This is a genomic window from Methanimicrococcus blatticola, from assembly GCF_004363215.1.
In the GTDB taxonomy this organism is placed as follows: Archaea; Halobacteriota; Methanosarcinia; order Methanosarcinales; family Methanosarcinaceae; genus Methanimicrococcus; species Methanimicrococcus blatticola.
This window is the reverse complement of sequence record NZ_SNYS01000007.1, coordinates 212,172-233,200: the sequence shown is the minus strand read 5'-3', so window position 1 is coordinate 233,200 and position 21,029 is coordinate 212,172. Positions and strand designations below refer to the sequence as shown.

The following is a 21,029-nucleotide window of genomic DNA, read 5'->3' as shown; positions in this document are numbered from 1 at the left end:
TAAAAGAAAACGAAGTGGTTTACTTGACAAACGATTCAAAATCATTGGACGCTGTCGCGTCTCTCCTTGAAAAATATTCAAACGCGCACGGCATTTCCGGAAACGAAGATGAAATCCGCCGCCTTCTCAAAGAAGACTTAAAAGACTGTACGGATGAAATTAAATTCGATGCGCTCGGCAGTTTAATTGCTGTCCGCAAAGGCAGTTCCCCAAACGGCCCGACCATCATGTTGGCCGCGCACATGGATGAAATCGGTTTAATGGTTAAATACATCGAAGACAGCGGTTTTATCCGATTCGCCAAATTCGGCGGCTGGTTTGACCCGACGCTTCTCAATCAGCGCGTCATTCTTCACGGCACAAAAGGCGATCTTTACGGCGTTATCGGCTCCAAACCGCCGCACGTCATGACGCCCGAAGACGCGAAATCTCCCGTCAAACACAAAGATTTATTCATTGACATCGGCGCGAAAAATGCCGAAGATGTCAAAAATCTCGGCATCGAAGTCGGTACCTGGATTACACCTGACCGTCAATTCGCAAAACTCGCCAACGACCGCGTGACCGGCAAATGCTTTGACAACCGCGCCGGTGTTGCTTTAATGGTTGAAGTCATGCGCCGCCTGAAGGGAAAAGATATCAAAGCAACTGTTTGCGCTGTCGGAACTGTTCAGGAAGAGGTCGGCTTAAAAGGGGCCAAAACCGCCGCTTACGCCGTTGACGCTGATGTTGCTATCGCGCTTGACACCACCGTTCCGGGCGACCACCCCGGCATCACAAAGCTCGACTCTCCGCTTGAAATCGGCGCGGGACCGATTGTCTCCATTTCCGATGCTTCCGGCCGCGGACTGATTGCGCACCCGCAAGTCGTTAAATGGCTCCGCGAATCCGCAGACAAAATTGAAATCGACGTCCAGCTCAGTGTCGGCGAAGGCGGCACAACAGACGCATCCGCCATTCACTTGACAAAAGAAGGCATTCCGACAGGAACGATTCAGATTGCGACGCGCTATATTCACTCTCCTGTTGAAGTCGTTGATTTGAATGACATTGAAGAAAGCGTTGAACTAACGGTTGCCGCAATCGAGAGGGCGCACAAATATTTCTCAAAAAAGACAGAATAAGCGGTAAACTCTTTTAATTTTAACCGCTTTTCTTTTTTACTTTTACAATTCATTTTTACAATTCATTATTTGATCGGAGGATGCAAGAATGGGATTATTTAATTCTGAAATGACGCCGCAGAAAGCCGTTGAAGCGCTCAGCTCGGACAAACAGGAAAAAATTGATAAAGGCATTGAATTTTTGCAAGCCGGCGGTCCGGAAATGCTGCCGTTTATGGTTGAAAAATTCCAAACGATTGTTCCTCAAGCGGCACGCTCAAGAAAACACGCGACTGTCGCCGAACGCCTTTATGATCTTTTATGCAGCGCGGATCTGCCGGCAGAATTATGCACGCCGTTTGTTGAAGCACTGATCAACGCGCCTGATAATCTCGAATTTTCCTTAGACAAACTTCCTGCGGCCGTTGTCATCAACAGTTATTCATTCCTCGAAGCAACAATCCGCGATGCAGATGTTGAAACCAAGAAAAAAGTCGTTCCGTTTTTTGATAAAATTCACTTGCCGCCCACCATTCTTCCGATTCTGGCTTCATTCTTAAACCGTGAATCCGGTTACGCTGCGGAAGCGTTGGTTTTGATTCCGCAAGTGGATGGCGATTTGTCACCCGTCTCCGACGCGCTTTACAATATGCTTGACCTTTATCCGCTCGGTGACAATGCTGCCGAATCTATTTTGGAAATGCGCGGCAGACTGACGCCCAATATTGAAAAATTGGATAAATATTTGATGGATTTCAGTTCCCAAGTTCAGAAAAGAGCGATTCGGGTCGCGGTTCCGCTGGCAGAAGACAACTCCGCCGTTTATGCGCTTCTTGAAAAATCCATTTTGGCTGACGAATCCGCCCGCGTTCACACGCTTGAAGCTTTGGAGAAAAAAGAGATTCTCCGCCCCGATCAAATGGATTTGGTCTGGATGATTTTGGTCAACTCCACTTCTCCGCTCACAGAGGAGCGCGGCATGAAGTTTTTCGGAAGAATCGAAAAATCCGTCCGTCCGCTGATTCTTCATTACGCTCAAAACGGAACGTCGCAGGAAATCGCCCGCGCTTTCACATGCATCAGCTTCATGAAAGAAGAAGGTCCGCGCGTTTGCAAAGAGCTTTTGGGCGTTTACATGGCTGATGACAATCTTCTTTTTAACCGTGCCGGCTACTCCGCTTTTGCCATCATCGCGAGCATGATGAAAGTCAACTGCGCCGAAGAAGCTATGGCCCCTTCGCTTGCCAAAAAAATGCGTGATTACTGCACGCAAAACAACTTGGACACGCCCACTGAAGTCATGGCGCTGCTTGCTCCGGGTGAACTCTCAGACGTCATCGAATGGTCGTTCAAACGCATCTTTGATTCTTACGGTATCGGCTACACGCCTCAGTTCACGGAAGAAATGCTTTCCGGCATTTCCGAACTTGTCAGCTTTGAAGCCGCTGTTATGAACTCTTTCATTAAAGCCATCGGATTCACGTACAGTTATGAAAGCGGTGAAGATAAGCCGATTCTCACACACAAAGAAACGGCTGCCGCAATCAACCGCCTGCGCTCTGTCAATACGCCTGCAACCTGCAACATTTTGCATTTGATTTCACGCAAAAAAGATTTGGAAATTACACAGGCTGACCCGGCCGGCAATGTCATTTCATCCTTTACGCTGTCCTTTGAAGAACACAGAAAATTGGCGCTTGATGAATTGGAACGCCGCGGTTTCCCGGCATACAATCCGATTAATTATTTGAAACAGGAAAGGCCGAATTATTAACGGTTTTTCTGTCTTTTTCTTTTCTTTTTTCAAAAACAGTGTGTCGTTTTTCAATTTTGTTTTGTTTAAAAACGTTTGTCGTTTTTCATTTCTATTTTTAAATGGCGGGTCTCGCGCGGGCGGGCGGCGTCGGCGGCAGTCGGTTGCAAATGCAAACGGCAAGGTAACAGCACCCACGTTCGCGTAAGCGAACGGATACGATAAAAAAGAGCAGATGCAACGCAGCAAAGTAAACACAACGCGACAAAAGCAGACGCAACGCAGCAAAAGCAGACGCAACGCGGCAAAAGCAGACACAGCGCGGCAAAAGCAGACGCAACGCGGCAAAAGCAGACGCAACGCGGCAAAAGCAGACACAGCGCGGCAAAAGCAAACACAGTAGAATAAAACCTTATAAATCAGTTTTTTGGGTTTGCTGTATCGGCTGGGTACGAATCCGCAAATTTCCGTTTTCTCTCTTCGTTCGAAAACAAAAATTAGCGGGTGGTTGTTTCGGGTTATTGAATTTTAGCTGGTGGTTTTTTTGGGTTATTGAAAATTGCAACTTAAATCCATCATTTCATTTTCGATTCACCGATTATTTTTTATGCCTCTTTTGTTATTTTTCACTATCATAAATTCGGTGTTATATATGCAAGAAAAAATTATTGAAATTGCAAACCGCATTAAGGAGCTTCGTGAAGTTTCCGATATTGCGCCTGAAGAGATTGCGTCCGTTATGGACATCTCTGTCGATACTTATTTGAAATACGAAAACGCGGAAGCGGACATTCCGGCAAGCATGCTTTTAGAAATTGCCAATTTCTTCAAAGTCGACATGTCTCTTCTTTTAACAGGCGAGTCCCCGCGCATGAACGTTTTTACGGTGACGCGCGACGGCAAGGGCGTTTCTGTTGAGCGCCGCAGCCAATACAAATATCAGGCGCTTGCCGAAAAATTCATCGGCAAAAAAGTGGAGCCTTTTGTCGTAACGGCCGAGCCCAAAGACGGAGAGCCGACGCTTCACTCTCACCCGGGACAGGAATTCAACTACATTTTAGAGGGCAGCTTAAAGATTTACATTCACAGCAATGAAGTCATTTTAAATCCGGGCGACTCGATTTATTTTGATTCCAACTATCCGCACGCCATGAAAGCGCTTGACGGAAAGCCCGCAAAGTTCCTGGCAATCATTCTCTGATGCCGTTTTAATCCTTGAATGTCCTATCACAATTATCCTTTATGAGAGTTATTTATGAGTAATCTGATCCATGATTTTGTTTCAAAAACCGAGTTTGAGTCTTACGAAGATTTTAAAGAAAACTTCAAACTCAATATTCCCGAGAATTTTAATTTCGCGTACGACGTGCTTGACCGTTACGCAGAAATTGATCCCGAAAAAGTCGCCTTTGTGTGGTGCGACGATAACGGCAACGAAAAAATAATGACATTCGGCGCGTTAAAAACAGAAACCGATAAAGCCGCTAATCTTTTCAAAAAACACGGCGTTAAGAAGGGGTCTGCAATTATTTTGACGCTCAAAAGCCATTATACTTTCTGGATTTGCCTGCCCGCGCTTCATAAACTCGGCGCGGTTGCCGTTCCCGCAACGCATATGCTTAAAGAAAGAGACATTGTTTACCGTCTTGAAAAGTCCGGTGCCTGCGGTGTTGTCGGAATCAATGAAGGCGGATTAGATTTGATTTTTGATGCCGCGCTTCAAAAAATGGGCAAAACCAATTTCCTGAAATTCAATGTCGGCGGCAATTCAAACGGTGCTGACGGATGGCTCGACTTTGAAGCTGAACTTGCTGAGTCCTCACCTGATTTCGTTCGCCCGACCGGCGCTGATGCAACACAAAACACCGATGACATGCTTTATTATTTCTCATCCGGTACAACCGGTTTTCCGAAAATGGTTTGCCACAATTTCGCTTATCCGCTCGGCCACATTTTAACGGCCGGCTACTGGCAAAATGTCAGTGACAATGGTCTTCACTATACGATGGCAGACAGCGGCTGGGCCAAATGTGTCTGGGGCAAAATTTACGGGCAATGGATTTGGGGCACATCCGTTTTCATTTATGATTACGACCGCTTTGACGCGGGCAACATGATGACGAAAATCGCACAGTATGGTGTCACAACTTTCTGTGCGCCGCCGACCACTTATCGGTTCTTCATCAAAGAAGATTTATCCAAATACAATTTCAGCACGCTTCAATATTGTGTCGTCGCAGGCGAGCCGCTCAATCCTGAAGTGTATGAAAAATTCAAAGAATTCACGGGCATGCAGCTCATGGAAGGTTACGGTCAGACGGAATTGATTGTTTGTATCGCAACGCTTCCGTGGATGACACCGAAACCCGGTTCAATGGGAAAACCTGTTCCCCTCTACTATATTAAAATCATTGACCGCGACGGCAACGAATGTGATGTCGGAGAAGAAGGCGAAATCGTTGTCAAAGTCGCTGAAAATCCCGGCTCGAAAAACATTTCGGCATTGCCACCGGGTTTCTATTCCGGCTACAAGTTTGATGACGAAAAAACCAATGCTTCCTGGCATGACGGCTATTACCACACGGGTGACACCGCCTGGAAAGACGAAGACGGCTACTTCTGGTTTGTCGGCAGAACGGATGACATCATCAAAAGTTCCGGCTACAAAATCGGTCCGTTTGAAGTCGAAAGCGCGCTCATTCAGCATCCGGCTGTTTTGGAATGCGCAATCACAGGCGTTCCCGATCCGGTCCGCGGTCAAGTTGTGAAAGCGACAATTATTCTGACAAAAGAGTACAAAGACAAAGCGTCGGATGAACTCAAAAAAGAGCTTCAGAATCATACGAAAAAGATCACGGCCCCTTACAAATATCCGAGAATCATTGAATTCGTTGATGAACTTCCGAAAACAATCAGCGGCAAGATTCGCAGAATCGAAATTCGTGAAGAAGATGAACATGTGAAGAAAGAAGAGTGATTCTTCTTTCTTTTTTTTCTTTTTCCTTTTCTTCTTTTTTCATTTTTGTCTGCCATCGCGCGCGAGCTGTATGGCTTTTATGAATTCAATTAAAACATTCTTCGTTTTCTTCTATTTGTCATCAGACTCGCTCTTTTCGTCCCTCATCTTCATTAATTATAAATACAGTCATTTCTTCCAATAATGTCAAATGAATGAGTTTATTCTCTTCGAGTTATTTTTCTAAGAGGTGGATTAATGTCTGAATTACAAGAAAAACAGTCTCCTTATCCGGTGATTCATGCGCTTGAGTGCAAGGCTTGCGGCCGGTGCATTTTGGATTGCCCGAAAAAGGTTTTGGAAATGGGAACGGTTTTGAACGAACGCGGTTACACGTATGCGGTCTACAAGGGAGAAGGCTGCAGCGGCTGCGGCAACTGTTATTATATGTGCCCCGAGCCGAACGCGATTGAAGTTCACGTTCCGAAAAAAGAAAAGACGGAGGCCTGAATTATGTCTGTTCAATTAATTAAAGGAAATACAGCCGTTATTATCGGCGCGATGTATGCCGGCTGTGATTGTTATTTCGGTTATCCGATTACGCCTGCCAGTGAAATTCTGCATGAGGCGTCTCATTACTTCCCGAAAGCAGGACGCAAATTCGTTCAGGCCGAATCCGAAGAATCGGCAATCAATATGGTTTACGGCGCCGCTGCAACCGGTCACCGCGTGATGACGGCATCGTCAGGTCCCGGCATGAGCTTGAAGCAGGAAGGCATTTCTTACATGGCCGGCGCGGAATTGCCGGCGGTTATTGTTGATATTCAGCGTGCGGGCCCCGGTCTCGGAAATATCGGTCCCGAGCAGGCTGATTACAATCAGGCGGTTAAGGGCGGCGGACACGGCAATTACAAAAACATTGTTCTTGCGCCGAATTCCGTTCAGGAAATGTGCGATTTGACGTACAAAGGATTTGATTTGGCGTTCAAATACAGAAACCCGGTTATCATTTTGTCCGACGGTGTTTTGGGTCAAATGATGGAGCCGGTGATTTTCCCTGAAAAAGCGATTGAACCTGTTCTTGATACTACCTGGGCCGTCTCGGGGACGGAAGACACGAAAACGAATCTTGTCACGTCTATTTTCCTGGATTTCGCGCAGCAGGAAGCGTTCAACATGAAGCTTCAGAAAAAGTATCAGGAAATCGCCGACAAAGAACCGCTCTTTGAAGAATATATGACGGATGACGCGGAAATTATTTTGGTTTCTTACGGCATCAGCAGCCGCATTTCCAAGAGCGCGGTTGACGAAGCCCGCAAGGAAGGCTTGAAAGTCGGTTTGTTCCGTCCGATTACATTGTTCCCGTTCCCGGAAAAGGAATTGCAGAAAATCGCTGAGCGCGACTGCACATTCATTGCCGTTGAAATGAGCGCAGGACAAATGCGTGATGATTTGATGCTTGCAATTCGCTGCAAGCGTCCGGTCGAGCTGGTCAGCCGTCTCGGCGGAAACATCATTGAAATCGGTAAAGTCATGGAAAAGATTCGCGAAGTTGCGGCAAACAGGAAGGTGTAATCATGTCCGGCGAAATTAAAAAATGCGGATGCTCCGGCGGTCAGGAAAAGGTTTTCAAAAGACCCGAGAGCATGAATGAAGTTTATTTCAGAAAAGGCGGTGCTGCGCCGACAGCAACGCATTACTGTCCCGGTTGCGGTCACGGCGTGATTCACAAACTCATCGGCGAAGCAATCGACGATCTTGAGATTCAGGACCGCAGCGTCTTAATCAGTCCCGTCGGCTGCGCTGTTTTTGCTTACTACTATTTTGATTTCGGAAACGTTCAGGTCGCTCACGGCCGCGCGCCCGCCGTCGGAACCGGTATTTCCCGCGCGCAGGACAACGCTGTCGTCATTTCCTATCAGGGTGACGGCGATTTGGCATCCATCGGTTTGAACGAAACGATTCAAGCTGCCAACCGCGGTGAAAAAATGGCTGTCTTTTTCGTCAACAACACGGTTTACGGCATGACCGGCGGTCAAATGGCACCGACGACGCTTGTCGGTGAAAAAACCGTGACCTGTCAAGACGGACGCGACCCGAACTTTGCCGGCTACCCGCTTCATATGTGCGAAATTTTGAACAACTTGACCGCGCCTGTTTTCATCGAGCGTGTCTCGGTGTCTGACATCAAACACATTCGAAAAGCAAAAATCGCGATTAAAAAAGCACTTGAAATCCAGCGTGACGGCAAAGGCTACGCTTTTGTTGAAATATTGTCGGGCTGCCCGAACAATTTGAAACAGGACGCGAAAGGATCGATTGATTTCATCAACGAGCAAATGGAAAAAGAATTCCCGCTCGGCAACCTCCGTGACAGAACTGCGGAAGTCGCCCCGCTCATTCGTCCGGCAAGCGATTTCTCCAAAGAAAAGCTGGAAGAAATTTTCAGCGTCAGCGCAGGCGTTGATACGGCGAAACCCGACTCGAACTTTAAGGATTGTCTTGTCAAAATCGCAGGCTTCGGCGGTCAGGGCGTTCTCTCTATGGGCATCATTCTCGCTCAAGCCGGCATTTCCGGCGGCAAAAATGTATCCTGGTACCCGTCTTACGGACCCGAACAGCGCGGCGGCACATCCAATTGTTCCGTTGTTTTGTCCGGCAATCCGATCGGTTCCCCGATTGTTTACACGCCCGACATTTTGGTTGCGCTCAACCGCCCGTCTTTGGAAAAATTCGATAAAGATGTCAAACAAGGCGGTTATTTGATTTACGATTCATCCATCGAAAATTATACCGCTCCTGAAGGCGTGAAAGCGCTCTGCGTTCCGGCTTTGGAGATCGCAACAAAAGGCGGTTCTGCAAAAGCTGTTAACACGGCAATGCTCGGTGTTATTTTGGCTTTGGGCGCGACCGGTTTGAATCAGAAAGAGTTTGAAGATGCTGTTTCCGAGTCATTTTCGGATAAGCCTAAGTTGATTGATATGAATCTTGCTGTTTTGAAGGCAGGATTTGATTGGGCGAAGGAGAATTTAAAGTAAAAAATAGAGTAAATAATAATATTTACTCTTTATATCTAATTTTTTGTATTGTAATCTTATATATCTTGTTATATTATTATTCTTGATGAAATCGGTTATGATTATTTTAGGTAATGGATTTACTATTGATTTTTTAACTCATTTAAATATCGGTGAAAATATAATTGATGTTTCAAATCTCTTCCGTCATGGTGAAAATGTCCCTTGGCCAGTAGATGATACTCCCGGGTTTTTATCCTATAAATATTGTCCAAATTTATGGACTCTTGGAGCTAGACCGTTCTTAAATATCGATGAATCAAACAATTTAATTGAAGACATTATTACTTGTTCTAATACATATTTTACAACATGGAGTTTAAACAAAAGAGATGTTTTTTACACAAATAATTCTCCAATTTATATAAGAGCAAATGCTGAACTGGTTGCTTATCTCTATTCTCTTTTTATCTATTATGACAATAAACTAGATTTTGATGAAATTAATCTTGACGATTGGTCTTGGGGGAAATATTTTAAACAATTATCTCTGGATGAAACCATTAACAATGTATCTATTGTTACCTTAAATTATGATATTTGGTTAGAAAAAGTTCTAATGAAGTTAGGAATTGAATTTAATATATCTTGTTTCGATAATAAAAATACGAAATTTCAAATTTATAAACCTCATGGTTCAATCAGTTTTCAACATAAAAGCAAAAGTGATTGCACTGCATACAATATTGAAGTTTCAGATCCAACACCTGATTTAAAAATTGCTGATTTCAATGTATGTTACACAGATTTAGAAGATTACAAATCAATATGTGCTATTATCCCTCCTGCCGGCGATTCAAATCGATTAACTTATGAATGGTCAAAATGTATCAAAGACGAAATCAAGGAAAAAGCAAGGCAATTAGAAAAAAGGGATGAACTAATCATTTGTGGTCTTTCTTATTGGCCCGTTGACCGGTTAGAAATCGATTCAATGCTTACAGAAATTCCGCCCGAATTAGATTGTGTAAAGCTTGTTAATCCTCGTCCTAATAGATCTTTAAATGCAGTTATAACCACTTTATTTAAAAATGTTATTTTTTATACATCTTGCAATAATTTAGGTGATTGAATGAATGTCTTAAACCGAAGCTCTAATAATATGAAAATTGCTCAATTTTGGGAATATTATCAATTAAATAAATTTAATTTTGAACCTCCATATCAAAGAGAAGGGGATGTTTGGAGTGAAAACAAAAAATCATTTTTAATTGACACTATCCTCAAAAATTATCCGATGCCCCCTATCTTTCTCCGTCAAAAGATCGATGATAATGGTAAAACTATGTATGATGTAATTGATGGAAAACAAAGGTTAACATCAATAATTTCTTTCATTAATGGTGATATTTCATTGCCAGATAACTTTTCCGAAGACGATTTCGGGAGTGAATTATTGAATGGTGCAAAATTTGCTGATTTGGATATTGATCGTTTAAGAGAATGGAAAAAAGAATTTTGGAGATATGAAGTTACCATCGAATATATTGATTCAGATGAAGATGAAATAATTGACAATATTTTCGACCGGTTAAATCGGAATGGAGAACCACTGACAGGCCAAGAACTCCGAAAAGCAAAGTACAATTCTGCTCCTTTCTATGAAATGGTTACTCAATTGTCTACTACAAATTTTTGGAAAATTAATCTTTCCCACTTGAAAATTAATCGGTATGATGATGTTGAATTTATATCCGAGTTAGTGTTTGTAATTTTAGAGGACAAAATTCCAAAATCCGGCAGTAAAACCAGAGATAAAAGCCGTTATATCGATGATTTATATAAAAAATATTGTTCTGACAATTACTTAACGCAGACAGATATTGACAAATGTATTTCTGATTTTAACTCTATTACTAACATTCTTAAGAAATTAAACTTGAATTATAAAACATTTAAAATTGATGGCGTTTCCCACCTGTATGGCCTTTGGTGTTTCTCATGGGTGTTATTTAAAACTAATAACAATAATGATTATTCTTTAAAGTTGAATGATTTCTTTTCAGAACTGAGAAGTCCATCTGTCCCCAAGAAAAATAAACATGTTGAAGAATATAGTAATTCAATGCAATCTCAAACGAAATCAAAATCTTCGAGGTTAAAAAGAGTTAATTCAATTTTAGGATATTGCGGTCTTAGTACTATTCAGGAATAATTGTTTTGAATCATATGTTCGATTTAAAATTAATATTCGAAATTAAGTTTTTATTTAATCTATACAGAATTCTTTTTGAATTCTGTTCTTTTGTTTTAATTGCTGTAAAGCTGTTCCCAATATCGTTCAATTTCTATTTCTGAAAAACCAATACCTTGTAGAATTTCAGGAACTGCATCTTTATTCCATGGATTTATAACACCTATGAAATGACGAAGTGCTGCTTTCACCAAATCATCATTTAATTCGTTGAAAGTAACTCCATATAATTCGATTTCTGTGATGCTTTCTTCAATAGCCAAACAATCCTCTTCGATGTCTGTCCAATCTGTTAAATAATCCATCAATAGAAATGATAATTCTTTTTGCCTTCTCAAGTCTACACCTTTTAATCTTTCATTTTAATCAATCAATATCGTTTTATTTGCATTTTCCAAGAGTTTTGGAGGAATTTCATTTTCTAGTTTCCAAACAAAACTAATAGGCTCGCTTCCGGAATGGCTGATATATTCACATTCGCCAAGGAATGTGAATGTTGCTGTGTAATTTTCTTCTTTTTTATATTCTCTTACAAAAAGAGCGATTTTATTCCCTGTTTTCTTATGATTGATATATCGCTGTCCTGTGGTAGAATCCACTTTTGTCCGACTTTGGCTTTGCCAATGGAATAAGTTTTCATTTATTGCATAATCTTCGTAAAGCGTAGACGGAGAAAAGTCCTTTTCAGATTTATTGAGTGTTATGAAGAAAATATCCAACTTTTTATCCTCGAAGTATTTGACACCTTCTCGGAATGGGGGGCGGTTTTCTTCATTGTAATAATCAAATGCAGCCATTACTTGTGCCATTGAATAGCTGCAGTGAATATCCAAAGGACAGTCAAAACTGAAGGTGTTTTTCTCAGGGATGAAATCGATTTGCTCATAGTTGTATTTGAGAATGTCTAAGACTTCTTCCTTTATCTCTTCACATTTTAAAAAATTCCAAATTCCATCCTCTATTGACACGAATCCTTCTTTTTCGGGTTTGGATTGGTATATCGTATAATAAAGCATATTTAACATCATTTGGTCGGTTTTTGATGTTATTTTAGGTTTATTCTCAATGTAATGAATTAAAAATTTCAACCATTGGACGGAATTTATTTTGAAAATCCCTGAAAGTCTTTTTGTTAATGCAATTTCGTTTTCACATTCAAAATCTTCTTTAATATTTGCATCAACCATCATTCGTCTTAATGTTCTATCACAAGCCGGTCCATAAAAATCTGAAAGTTTTAAATTGTAATGTGTTAAAAAGTTTGAAAGCGTTAACTCTTTACCCGTATCTTGTTTGAAGTATTTTATCCTGTGAATTAAGAATTTTCGCGTATTTTTTGAATCTTTTATATTCCTCAATATGTATTCTTGAGCTTGTTTTTCAAGTTGAATAAAACATCCTTTTGGTAAGTTTGAGAATCCATTCTCAACAAAATATTCAATCGAATGATTTGATTTACCAACAAGCGCTTGAAATTTCTCTTGGAAATTGTAGTTTTTGTGGGCTTGAGCAACAAAATCCAGAACAGTTAAACATTCTTTGTCTTCTGAAAGTCTTAATCCTCTTCCCAGCTGTTGAATGAATATTGTTAGACTTTCTGTCGGGCGCAAAAATAAAACGGTGTTCACTTCTGGAATATCGACACCTTCATTGTAAAGATCTCTCACGCAAATGAATTTAATTTCTCCATTTCGAAGTTTATCTTTTGCAGTTTTTCTTTCTTCATCTGTTGAATTCGCATGTAAAGCAATTGAAGGAATATTTGAAAAATTAAAAAAATCTGACATAAATATTGCATGTTCAACGCTTGCACAAAATGCCAGTCCTTTTACGTCGTTAATGTCTGTTATGTATTTGTCAAGACTTGTGATAATATCGTTTGCTCTTTGTTTTGCTTTTGACTTATCATTCACATAAATCTCATTTAAATCTGAAACATCATAACTTCCTTTTGTCCATTTCAATTGAGAAAGGTCAACACTATCTGTTATACAGAAATATTGGAATGGCGAAAGCAATTTTCGGTCAATTGCTTCTTTTAATCTCATTTCTGCTGCAATTGTATTTTCGAAATGCTCTAAAACATTCTGTCCATCCATTCTTTCAGGGGTTGCTGTTAAGCCCAACAGAATTTTTGGTTTGTAATGTTTCAATAGTTTTTGATATGATGGGGCGGCAGCATGATGGAATTCATCGACAATAATATAGTCATAATAATCAGATTCTGTTTTTTCATCCAATTTCAAAGAGTTAAAACTCTGTATGCTAATGAATAGATGGTCCAGATTCGTTGCAGTGTATTTTCCAACATGAATCTCGCCAAAATTATTATCTTTTAAAATCGCTCGAAATGTGGCAAGGCTTTGTTCAAGGATTTCTTCTCGATGAGCAACAAAAAGAAGTTTTGCACTTGGATTTTCCTTTTTGAAATATTTGTAATCAAAGGCAGATATGACTGTTTTTCCAACACCTGTTGCAGCAACAAGCAAGTTTTTTGTTCTACCAAAAATTTCTCTTTCAGCTTTTAGTGCTTCCAATATCTCTTTTTGATAATTGTATGGGATGATATCAAAATTAAATTGAATTCCCTCTTTCTGTATTTGATTCTTTTTGAGTGAAATCTCTAATAGGCGTAAATCTTCTTCGTTTTCAGAATTGAATGTTTTGAATTCTTTATCATTCCAATAGCTTTCAAATGTTGCCTCACATTTTTGAATCACATCAAAAGAATCTTTTTCAGTGACTTTTAAATTCCATTCCAGTCCTGATGTCATCGCTGCATTTGATAAGTTGGATGAACCAATGTAAGCTGTTGTAAAACCGCTTTCTCTCTTGAAAAAGTAGGCTTTTGCATGTAATCTGGTTCTTTCGATATCGTATGATATTTTAACTTCTGTATTTTTTAATTGACTCAGTTCAAGGATTGCTTTTGGGTCTGTTGCACCCATATAGGTTGTTGTAATGACTCTTAATTTTCCACCATTTTCTGTGAATTCCTTCAATTCATTTAACAATAAACGCAATCCACTCCACTTTACAAATGAAATTAAAAAATCAATGGAGTTTGATGATAAAATTTCTTTTTTCAATTCGCTCATCATGTCAGGTTCTGATATTGAACCTGTAAAAAGAGAACTCTGGGATAATGGTGTAACTGGGCGAATTACTTTTTTTTCTTTTATCTGATTCATTTTCGAATAAATGTGAGTTAATATTTCTCCATTCTCTTCAATTTTTAACGATTTGAACTCTTCGTCATCCAATTTCATTGCAAGAGTTTCTATTATATCATTACATGTTTCGATTTGGTTCAAAATCGCATCATTCTCACCATTCTCTCGAATCATTTTCAAAGCTTTGCGGGTTACTTCTGAAATGTATGCTGATAATATTTTTCTTGCCTCTTCAACATCTATTGGTTCTGTTCCAATGGAGTATTCCAAACCTCTTAATTCTTCAATTTTCGGTCTTAATTTATTATTGATAATTTGTTCATAGATCCCTTCATTTAACATACAATGAGTAATATCTTATTTTGTAATATAATTTCTGACTTATCTTCTAAAATAATTTAAGGTATAATCTGTTTGTTATTTTGGTGATTATTTATGGAAGAAATACAAGCAAACAAATCAAAACTCCGCCTCCTCACTTTCATCCTCTCCCCTCTCATAACAGCCGCCGTTTTCTTCCTCGCCGCCGGCACATTAAATTTCCCCGAAGGCTGGATTTTCAATATTTGGTACACACTTCTCGCCTGGGCTGTCACTTGGTATCTTTGGAAAAAAGATCCTGCCCTTTTGAGAGAACGGTCCGATTTCGGTAGCTTCAAAAACCAAAAAGGGTGGGACAAAATATTTGTTCCGATTGCTGTTGTTTCTTATTTCATTTGGTTCTTTATCATGCCGGTTGAAGTCTGCCGCCTCGGGTGGGTTACGGATGTGCCGATTGCCGTTCGCGTGTTGGGGGGCGTGTTGCTGCTCATCTCATTTGTTTTCCTTTACCGTTCGGTCACAGACAATACATTTCTTTCTCCCGCTGTTCGTATTCAGGAGGAACGAAAACAAAAAGTCATCACAACCGGATCTTACGGTTTTGTCAGGCACCCGATGTATCTCGGAATGGCCGCAATCATGCTTGGTGCACCGTTTTTAATGGGGTCAATTCTCGGACTGGCTCTTGGAATATTCCTTACGATTCTTTTCATGATTCGCGTTCCGGGGGAAGAAAAAATGCTTAAAGAAGAATTGGACGGCTATTTGGAATACACAGAGAAAGTCAAATATCGGATTTTTCCGTTTATTTGGTGATTCTCTGTAATTCTTTGATGTTTCATCGGTGATTCATCGGTGAACTTTTTTCAAATCCTTTTTTTAATTCAAAAAAAGTTCACTCACTCCCACTTTTTTCATCAAAAAAACTAATAATCTTTAAATATCCAAAAACCCCATTTAATATTGTAGAAAAAATCGCCGACAAACTAAAATTCTCTCCAAAAAAAAGTATTTTGATTTTTCTTCGGACGTTTTGGGAGTAATCCTGTCAATTGCGATTTTTGTGTGTACTATTTTAAAACAATCAAATAAACATTTCAAACTTTATGTAAAAATTGGAGTGTGTTATAATATGGTTAAACAAATGACAGCAGTAGAGAGAGCACTTGCCGCCGTTCGCGGCCAAGAGGTAGATCGTACGTCGTCCGCGGCCGGTCTTATTATGACAACCGTTGAAATGATGAAATCCGTCGGCGCAACTTATCCCGAAGCACATCACAACCCGCAGATGATGGCTGACATGGCAGCTGCCGCGCATGAAATGTGTGGGGTTGACGGGACAACATTTCCATTTGACATGTCCCTTGAAGCGGAAATCCTGGGTGCCGAACTTGATTGGCGCAAAGTCGACCGCCCGCCGATTAAAACAAGCCCTGTCAATGATCCTGACAACTTTACGGTTCCCGATAAAATCGAAGAGCTGGGCCGTATTCCGGTTGTTTTGAAAACGATTGACATTTTGAAAGAAAAATACGGTGAAGATTTGGCGATTTTGCCGACAACCGTTTGTCCGTTTACGATTGCAGGACACATGGCAGGCGTTGATAATTTGTTCATGTGGATTTTGAGCGATCCTGATAAAGTGCATACACTTGTCGATAAAATCACAGGCTTCGTGATCGAATATCAAAAATTGATGGCCGCACACGGCGCTGACATTCTTTTCGCGATTGATCCGACATCGTCCGGCGATTTGTTGTCAGGCGACATGTACGCTGAATTTGTTCTGCCTTCCATCAAAAAGATGAAAAAAGGGACCGGCGCGTCGACAATTCTGCATATTTGCGGCAACACAAAACCGATGCTTGAACACATTGCTGTCTCCGGCGTTGACGCTTTTTCATTTGACAAAGCCGTTCCGGTTTGGTACGCCAAGCAAAAACTCGGAAACGTTTCCGCTTACGGCAATTTGGATGTCATTGAATTGTTCCCGAACGGAACGCCGGATGACGTTTACAACGCAACCGCCGAAGTGATCCGCCAAGGAATTAACATTGCCGGCTCCGCCTGTGATGTTCCTGAAACGACACCGCTTGAAAATATCCGCGCGTTTGTCAAAGCGTGTGAAGAAACGCCCGTTCCGTCCAAAAATGATTCCATGGCTTACGGTAAACAATTGGCGGCGCAGGTTGCAGAAAAATAATCATTTAAAGCGATTTCAACATCGCTTTTTCTTTCTCTTTTTCTTTTGCATGCATAATCCGTTATCCCTTCTTTACTTTTTTAAAAAACTCTCTCTCGGTTTCGCAATATTTTTGTAAAACGGTGCAGCTCGCGCGACGCGGGGTCGGCGGTAGCGGCAAAAACTCAAACAGCAGGTGGCAGCGGAAACTCGAATGGCAGGTAGCGGTGACATGTTCGCGTAAGCGAACGGATGTGATAGAGAGAAGAAGATACAAGCGGAATGCAACCTGTTGCTTCCGACTATGTTGCTCTTGGCTGTACTGTTCCCGACTGTGTTGATTCGTGCCGCGCAAAATTGTAAAGTTCTTAATTTCAGATTCTTATTTTTCTTTCGTCTTTCGTTTTTTGCTTCTGAAATCATTCCAATCCCATTCAATCCAAATCACGCTGAAAAAGACAAAAGCGCCGCCGAGAATCTGAAGCGGAAGCAGAATTTCGCCGTAAGCGAAGTAAGCAAAAATCGCGCCGAAAATCGGCTCCAGCGCAAAAATCAATCCGACATGCGAGGCGGATGTGTATTTCTGAACAACAACTTGAGCGACACAGCCGAACGCGATTGAGAAAATTGCAAGGAAGAAAATGGCAAACCAAACGTCAGGAGATTCCGGGAAGCTCGGCGTTTCAAAGAGAAATGAACAAATTCCGGCATAAAGGGCTGCAAATCCGAGCTGAACAATGCCGAGATTCAAGGCATCAATTTTTTCGCTGCTGACAAATTTCTTTGCAATCATGATGTGAACCGCATAAACGGCAGCGGCGATGATGCACAGCGCGTCACCGATGCCGAGACCTGCAATGCCGGTTACTGTCAGCAGCAGAATGCCGATTGCAGCGCCGATTGTGCCGACAATAATCTTTCTCTCGGGCAGTTTTTTGTAAATAATCGTTGAAAAAAGAGGAACAAAAATCGCTGTCATGCTGATCAAAAACACCGTATTCGATATGGATGTCATTGTCAGGCCGTAGTTCGTTCCAATCAATGTTAAAAATAAGAGCGCGCCCAAAACGGAACCGGCTAATATTGTTTCTTTATTGATTTTCAAAAACGTTTGGTAACACAGAAGCGCGGCGATTAAAAAGCCGAGCGCCATGCGGATGGCCATGAAGTTAAAGACTTCCAGGTCTGTTAAACCGTAACGCGTTAAGACATAGGAAAGTGCCCAAAAAAGAACGGCAATAACCATTATGAAATCCGCTTTTCTTCGGGACAGCATATTTCTAAATCGTCGTCATTAATTTATAAAGATTTTCGTAAAATCCAAAAAATATATAGACGGGTCATTCCGCTTCACTTTTGCTTTTTCCTCTCAGCTCTTTGATGTCGGTTTCAACATATAAAACGCTGATGAAAACAATTGCAGCGCCGACAATTTGTATCGGCAGCAATTCTTCTGACGCAAAAAGGTAAGCGAAAGCAGACGCGAAAACCGGTTCAAGCGCAAAAATTAAACCGACATGTGCCGGTGTCGTATATTTCTGCGCGACAACCTGCCCGACAAACCCGAATGCGGTACAGAATAACGCTAAAAAGAGGACAGCCGTCCATGCGCTCTCTGTTGCCGGCAGATGCGGTGTTTCCAAAAGGAAGGCGCAAATCGTTCCGTAAAGCGCGGTAAATCCGAGTTGAACGATGCCGAGGTTAAGCGCGTCGATTTCTTTGTTATTTGTCAGGCGTTTTGCGATTAATATGTGGCTGGCGTAGGCGACTGCCGCTAAAATGCATATAAAATCACCGATGCCGAATCCGGTTCTGCTTTCCAGTGTCAGAAGCGCAATACCGACTGTTGCGGTAATGCTTCCGATGATTATCTTTTTCTCCGGCAGTTTCCGGTAAACGATTGACGAGAGAATCGGGACAAAAATCACGGTCAAGCTGCCGAGAAAACCGGCGTTTGAAATTGTTGTGTATTGAAGGCCGAAATAAACGCACGCCAATGTCAGGAATAAGAACAGTCCGAGAATTGAGCCGCCGATGAGTGTTTTTTTATTAATCTTTGAGAAATGTTTGATGAAAACAAGTGCCGCGACAATAAAACCGAGACCGAACCGAAGAGCTAAAAAGGTAAACGGCGGAAGTGTCTGCAATCCGCTTTTTGTAAACAAGTATGACAGCCCCCAAACGAAAACGACCAAAAGCAGCAAAAGGTTTGCTTTTTTCATCGGCGTGAGTGTCATAAACGGCTCTATTATCGGATTTGTTCTTAAACATTTCTGTTTTTGAAAATCATTAAACCCCGGGGAATTTCTTTTCATTTTTAAAAACATGGTCCCAATTTTGTTTCTTTTTTTGAAAACGCGGTCTCAAGTTTTTTCTTTTTTGAAAAACGGAGTGTTTCGCGCGCGACGGCGATTGGTGGCGAAGCCGCTAAAAATCGCGAAGCGATTTTTCTTAAACACCCGACTCCAATCGGCAACAATAACCAACGCCGGTTTCTACGAATCTCAAAAGTTTTGCACCATGCCAAAAATTCACTGTTTTTTTGGTTCGTTTCCAATACTTTTATAAATAAAAAAACTCCTTTCTTTTTTAATGACTGAAAACAAATCTAAAAACGTTGAAATCAGCGGGCTTGAACTCAGCCCGCGTAAGGTTTCTTATCTTAAATTTCTGCTGACAAAAGGAGAAACAGTTCGAACAACTGAAATCTCAGAAGCGTTTGATGTCGACCCGTCGACAGTGACAAAACTGATTGCGGAACTCGCCGATGACGGTTATTTGGATCACATTCCTTACCGCGGCGTTACGTTAACGGAAGCCGGCAAAGTTTACGCCGAATTCTGTCTCAAGCGTCATCAGATTCTCGGGCTGATGTTTTCTCATTACGGTTTAACGCCTGACGAATCCTGTGATGAAACGTCGCGCATTGAAACGTTTGTTTCAAAAAAAGCGGTCGATCGGATGTGCTCTTCTATGGGTCACCCGACAATATCATGCTGCGTTAAGCCGGGCGAAGCGCGTCAAATCAACCACGATTCCTGTTTCCATGAGTCGCGGCCGAATTTGATTAAAAAACTGTAAAACTCTAAAACCGTAATTCTTTATTTATTTAAAATCGAATATTCATTCTTTTCATCTTCATTTGGTGAGGTTTGTTTATTCAACTCTAAAAGTTTGGTATTATGCCAAAAAATAATCAAATTTGTCAAATCCTCCCAAGTTTCATTAAATTTATCACATCAATTTAATCCAAATTATTCAACTATCAATTATTTTCAAAATCAAACAAAAGAGAGCATAATATGAAATTCAAAAAAGCGAATCTAATTTTTTTAACGCTTGCAGCCGTTCTTTTAATCGCCGCCGTTTCATTGTCGGGATGTCTTGACAGCGATGATCATTTCGACGGCGACGGTCATGATCACGACCATGGCGATTCAAACGCAACCTACGACCCGCTTGACAATGAATCCGTCAATCAGGTTTTAAACGGCAGCAAAATTTTAGTTGCCGTCAGCGTTGTTCCGCAAACGGAATTTGTTGAAAAAGTCGGCGGCGACAAAGTGATTGCCATTTCAATGATTCCGCCGGGTGCCGGTCACACTTACGATCCGTCGCCGCGTCAGCTGGAAGATTTATCCAAAGCCGATCTTTATATGGCACTCAACTCCGGTGAACCGTTTGAAACGAACAACATGCAAACATTCACGGAATTGAATTCAAATATGACTGTCATGAATTCCTCCGCCGGCATAACGCTCATTCAAAAAAACAACTCAACCGACCCTCACATTTGGACATCTCCGAAAAACGCAATCGTAATGGTTGAAAATACTTACATGGGCCTTGCTTCTGTTGACCTTGCCAACGAATCTTATTACCGCGCAAACGCCGATGCTTACATTCAGGAATTGGAATCATTAGATGCCGAGCTGGCAAACGAGCTTTCCGATTTGAGCTCCCGCAATTTTATGGTTTATCATCCCGCTTGGGGATATTTCGCCCGCGATTACAATTTGACGCAAATCGCCGTTGAGGTTGACGGCAAAGAGCCCGCACCCAAAGATATTGTGAAATTCATTGATCTGGCTAAGGAAAACAACATTTCCGTCATTTTCGTTCAGGAACAAGTCAGCGTCAGCGGCGCAACCGCCATTGCCGAAGGATTCAACGGCAGTGTTTATGTCATTGATCCGCTTGCGAAAAACTATGTTGAAAACATGAGAAAAGTCGGTCAGGTTTTGGCTGAAAACATGGCTTAACGGAATGG

The 21,029-nt window shown here is 41.5% G+C and carries 18 protein-coding genes; 13 read left to right on the top strand and 5 right to left on the bottom strand.

Annotated features, from left to right (window positions below):
• Positions 1–23 precede the first annotated feature (23 nt).
• Together C7391_RS04375 and C7391_RS04370 are read left to right on the top strand one after the other, a co-directional pair.
• Positions 24–1,124, top strand: a complete 1,101-nt coding sequence (locus tag C7391_RS04375; protein ID WP_223610982.1) for a M42 family metallopeptidase — start codon at positions 24–26, stop codon at positions 1,122–1,124.
• Between the two features lie 88 nt (positions 1,125–1,212).
• Positions 1,213–2,877, top strand: coding sequence for a hypothetical protein (locus C7391_RS04370; protein ID WP_133517335.1), 1,665 nt, complete (start codon positions 1,213–1,215; stop codon positions 2,875–2,877).
• A gap of 65 nt (positions 2,878–2,942) precedes the next feature.
• Here C7391_RS04370 and C7391_RS04365 read toward each other — a convergent pair whose 3' ends face one another.
• Entirely contained in the window at positions 2,943–3,254 is a 312-nt protein-coding gene (locus tag C7391_RS04365) for a hypothetical protein (RefSeq protein WP_133517334.1), read from the bottom strand.
• A gap of 254 nt (positions 3,255–3,508) precedes the next feature.
• Here C7391_RS04365 and C7391_RS04360 point away from each other — a divergent pair, with 254 nt between their 5' ends.
• The 7 genes from C7391_RS04360 (at position 3,509) to C7391_RS04330 (ending at position 11,044) form a co-directional block, all read left to right on the top strand.
• Positions 3,509–4,057, top strand: coding sequence for a helix-turn-helix domain-containing protein (locus C7391_RS04360; protein WP_133517333.1), 549 nt, complete (start codon positions 3,509–3,511; stop codon positions 4,055–4,057).
• 54 nt (positions 4,058–4,111) lie between these two features.
• A complete protein-coding gene (locus tag C7391_RS04355) occupies positions 4,112–5,833 on the top strand; it encodes an AMP-binding protein (RefSeq protein ID WP_133517332.1) in 1,722 nt (573 codons plus the stop codon).
• 237 nt (positions 5,834–6,070) lie between these two features.
• Positions 6,071–6,322 carry a 4Fe-4S dicluster domain-containing protein gene (locus tag C7391_RS04350; RefSeq protein WP_133517331.1) on the top strand — a complete coding sequence of 84 codons (252 nt, stop codon included), beginning with the start codon at positions 6,071–6,073 and terminating at the stop codon, positions 6,320–6,322.
• Between the two features lie 3 nt (positions 6,323–6,325).
• Positions 6,326–7,387, top strand: a complete 1,062-nt coding sequence (locus tag C7391_RS04345; RefSeq protein ID WP_133517330.1) for a 3-methyl-2-oxobutanoate dehydrogenase subunit VorB — start codon at positions 6,326–6,328, stop codon at positions 7,385–7,387.
• A 2-nt stretch (positions 7,388–7,389) separates the two neighbouring features.
• Complete coding sequence (locus C7391_RS04340; RefSeq protein ID WP_133517329.1) at positions 7,390–8,850, top strand: 2-oxoacid:acceptor oxidoreductase family protein; 1,461 nt, start codon at positions 7,390–7,392, stop codon at positions 8,848–8,850.
• Between the two features lie 97 nt (positions 8,851–8,947).
• Complete coding sequence (locus tag C7391_RS04335) at positions 8,948–9,961, top strand: hypothetical protein (protein WP_133517328.1); 1,014 nt, start codon at positions 8,948–8,950, stop codon at positions 9,959–9,961.
• The gene (locus tag C7391_RS04330) at positions 9,962–11,044 is read left to right on the top strand and encodes a DUF262 domain-containing protein (protein ID WP_133517327.1); all 1,083 of its coding nucleotides are present in this window, start codon (positions 9,962–9,964) and stop codon (positions 11,042–11,044) included.
• Between the two features lie 95 nt (positions 11,045–11,139).
• On the opposite strand, the gene C7391_RS04325 is transcribed toward C7391_RS04330, so the two are convergent.
• Positions 11,140–11,421: a hypothetical protein gene (locus tag C7391_RS04325; RefSeq protein ID WP_166627403.1), complete on the bottom strand. Its 282-nt coding sequence runs from the start codon at positions 11,419–11,421 to the stop codon at positions 11,140–11,142.
• 24 nt (positions 11,422–11,445) lie between these two features.
• Positions 11,446–14,598, bottom strand: coding sequence for a DUF3427 domain-containing protein (locus C7391_RS04320; protein ID WP_133517325.1), 3,153 nt, complete (start codon positions 14,596–14,598; stop codon positions 11,446–11,448).
• 93 nt (positions 14,599–14,691) lie between these two features.
• Between C7391_RS04320 and C7391_RS04315 the strand changes: the two genes are divergently transcribed.
• Together C7391_RS04315 and C7391_RS04310 are read left to right on the top strand one after the other, a co-directional pair.
• Positions 14,692–15,393, top strand: coding sequence for a methyltransferase family protein (locus C7391_RS04315; protein WP_133517324.1), 702 nt, complete (start codon positions 14,692–14,694; stop codon positions 15,391–15,393).
• A gap of 328 nt (positions 15,394–15,721) precedes the next feature.
• Positions 15,722–16,780 carry an MtaA/CmuA family methyltransferase gene (locus C7391_RS04310; RefSeq protein WP_166627402.1) on the top strand — a complete coding sequence of 353 codons (1,059 nt, stop codon included), beginning with the start codon at positions 15,722–15,724 and terminating at the stop codon, positions 16,778–16,780.
• A gap of 361 nt (positions 16,781–17,141) precedes the next feature.
• Here C7391_RS04310 and C7391_RS04300 read toward each other — a convergent pair whose 3' ends face one another.
• Positions 17,142–18,035, bottom strand: coding sequence for a DMT family transporter (locus C7391_RS04300; protein WP_133517321.1), 894 nt, complete (start codon positions 18,033–18,035; stop codon positions 17,142–17,144).
• Positions 18,036–18,099: 64 nt separating this feature from the next.
• Complete coding sequence (locus tag C7391_RS04295) at positions 18,100–18,996, bottom strand: DMT family transporter (protein WP_166627401.1); 897 nt, start codon at positions 18,994–18,996, stop codon at positions 18,100–18,102.
• A gap of 355 nt (positions 18,997–19,351) precedes the next feature.
• Here C7391_RS04295 and C7391_RS04290 point away from each other — a divergent pair, with 355 nt between their 5' ends.
• Together C7391_RS04290 and C7391_RS04285 are read left to right on the top strand one after the other, a co-directional pair.
• On the top strand, positions 19,352–19,840 hold the full coding sequence (locus C7391_RS04290) for a metal-dependent transcriptional regulator (protein WP_133517319.1): 489 nt from the start codon (positions 19,352–19,354) through the stop codon (positions 19,838–19,840).
• 221 nt (positions 19,841–20,061) lie between these two features.
• Positions 20,062–21,021, top strand: coding sequence for a metal ABC transporter solute-binding protein, Zn/Mn family (locus C7391_RS04285; protein WP_133517318.1), 960 nt, complete (start codon positions 20,062–20,064; stop codon positions 21,019–21,021).
• Positions 21,022–21,029 lie beyond the last annotated feature (8 nt).

Excerpts from the sequence above, each read along its gene's own strand:
- C7391_RS04370 (WP_133517335.1), top strand. The coding sequence starts at position 1,213 with ATGGGATTATTTAATTCTGAAATGACGCCGCAGAAAGCCGTTGAAGCG.
- C7391_RS04360 (WP_133517333.1), top strand. The coding sequence starts at position 3,509 with ATGCAAGAAAAAATTATTGAAATTGCAAACCGCATTAAGGAGCTTCGT.
- C7391_RS04355 (WP_133517332.1), top strand. The coding sequence starts at position 4,112 with ATGAGTAATCTGATCCATGATTTTGTTTCAAAAACCGAGTTTGAGTCT.
- C7391_RS04350 (WP_133517331.1), top strand. The coding sequence starts at position 6,071 with ATGTCTGAATTACAAGAAAAACAGTCTCCTTATCCGGTGATTCATGCG.
- C7391_RS04345 (WP_133517330.1), top strand. The coding sequence starts at position 6,326 with ATGTCTGTTCAATTAATTAAAGGAAATACAGCCGTTATTATCGGCGCG.
- C7391_RS04340 (WP_133517329.1), top strand. The coding sequence starts at position 7,390 with ATGTCCGGCGAAATTAAAAAATGCGGATGCTCCGGCGGTCAGGAAAAG.
- C7391_RS04335 (WP_133517328.1), top strand. The coding sequence starts at position 8,948 with ATGATTATTTTAGGTAATGGATTTACTATTGATTTTTTAACTCATTTA.
- C7391_RS04330 (WP_133517327.1), top strand. The coding sequence starts at position 9,962 with ATGAATGTCTTAAACCGAAGCTCTAATAATATGAAAATTGCTCAATTT.
- C7391_RS04320 (WP_133517325.1), bottom strand. The coding sequence starts at position 14,598 with ATGTTAAATGAAGGGATCTATGAACAAATTATCAATAATAAATTAAGA.
- C7391_RS04315 (WP_133517324.1), top strand. The coding sequence starts at position 14,692 with ATGGAAGAAATACAAGCAAACAAATCAAAACTCCGCCTCCTCACTTTC.
- C7391_RS04310 (WP_166627402.1), top strand. The coding sequence starts at position 15,722 with ATGACAGCAGTAGAGAGAGCACTTGCCGCCGTTCGCGGCCAAGAGGTA.
- C7391_RS04300 (WP_133517321.1), bottom strand. The coding sequence starts at position 18,035 with ATGCTGTCCCGAAGAAAAGCGGATTTCATAATGGTTATTGCCGTTCTT.
- C7391_RS04295 (WP_166627401.1), bottom strand. The coding sequence starts at position 18,996 with ATGACACTCACGCCGATGAAAAAAGCAAACCTTTTGCTGCTTTTGGTC.
- C7391_RS04290 (WP_133517319.1), top strand. The coding sequence starts at position 19,352 with ATGACTGAAAACAAATCTAAAAACGTTGAAATCAGCGGGCTTGAACTC.
- C7391_RS04285 (WP_133517318.1), top strand. The coding sequence starts at position 20,062 with ATGAAATTCAAAAAAGCGAATCTAATTTTTTTAACGCTTGCAGCCGTT.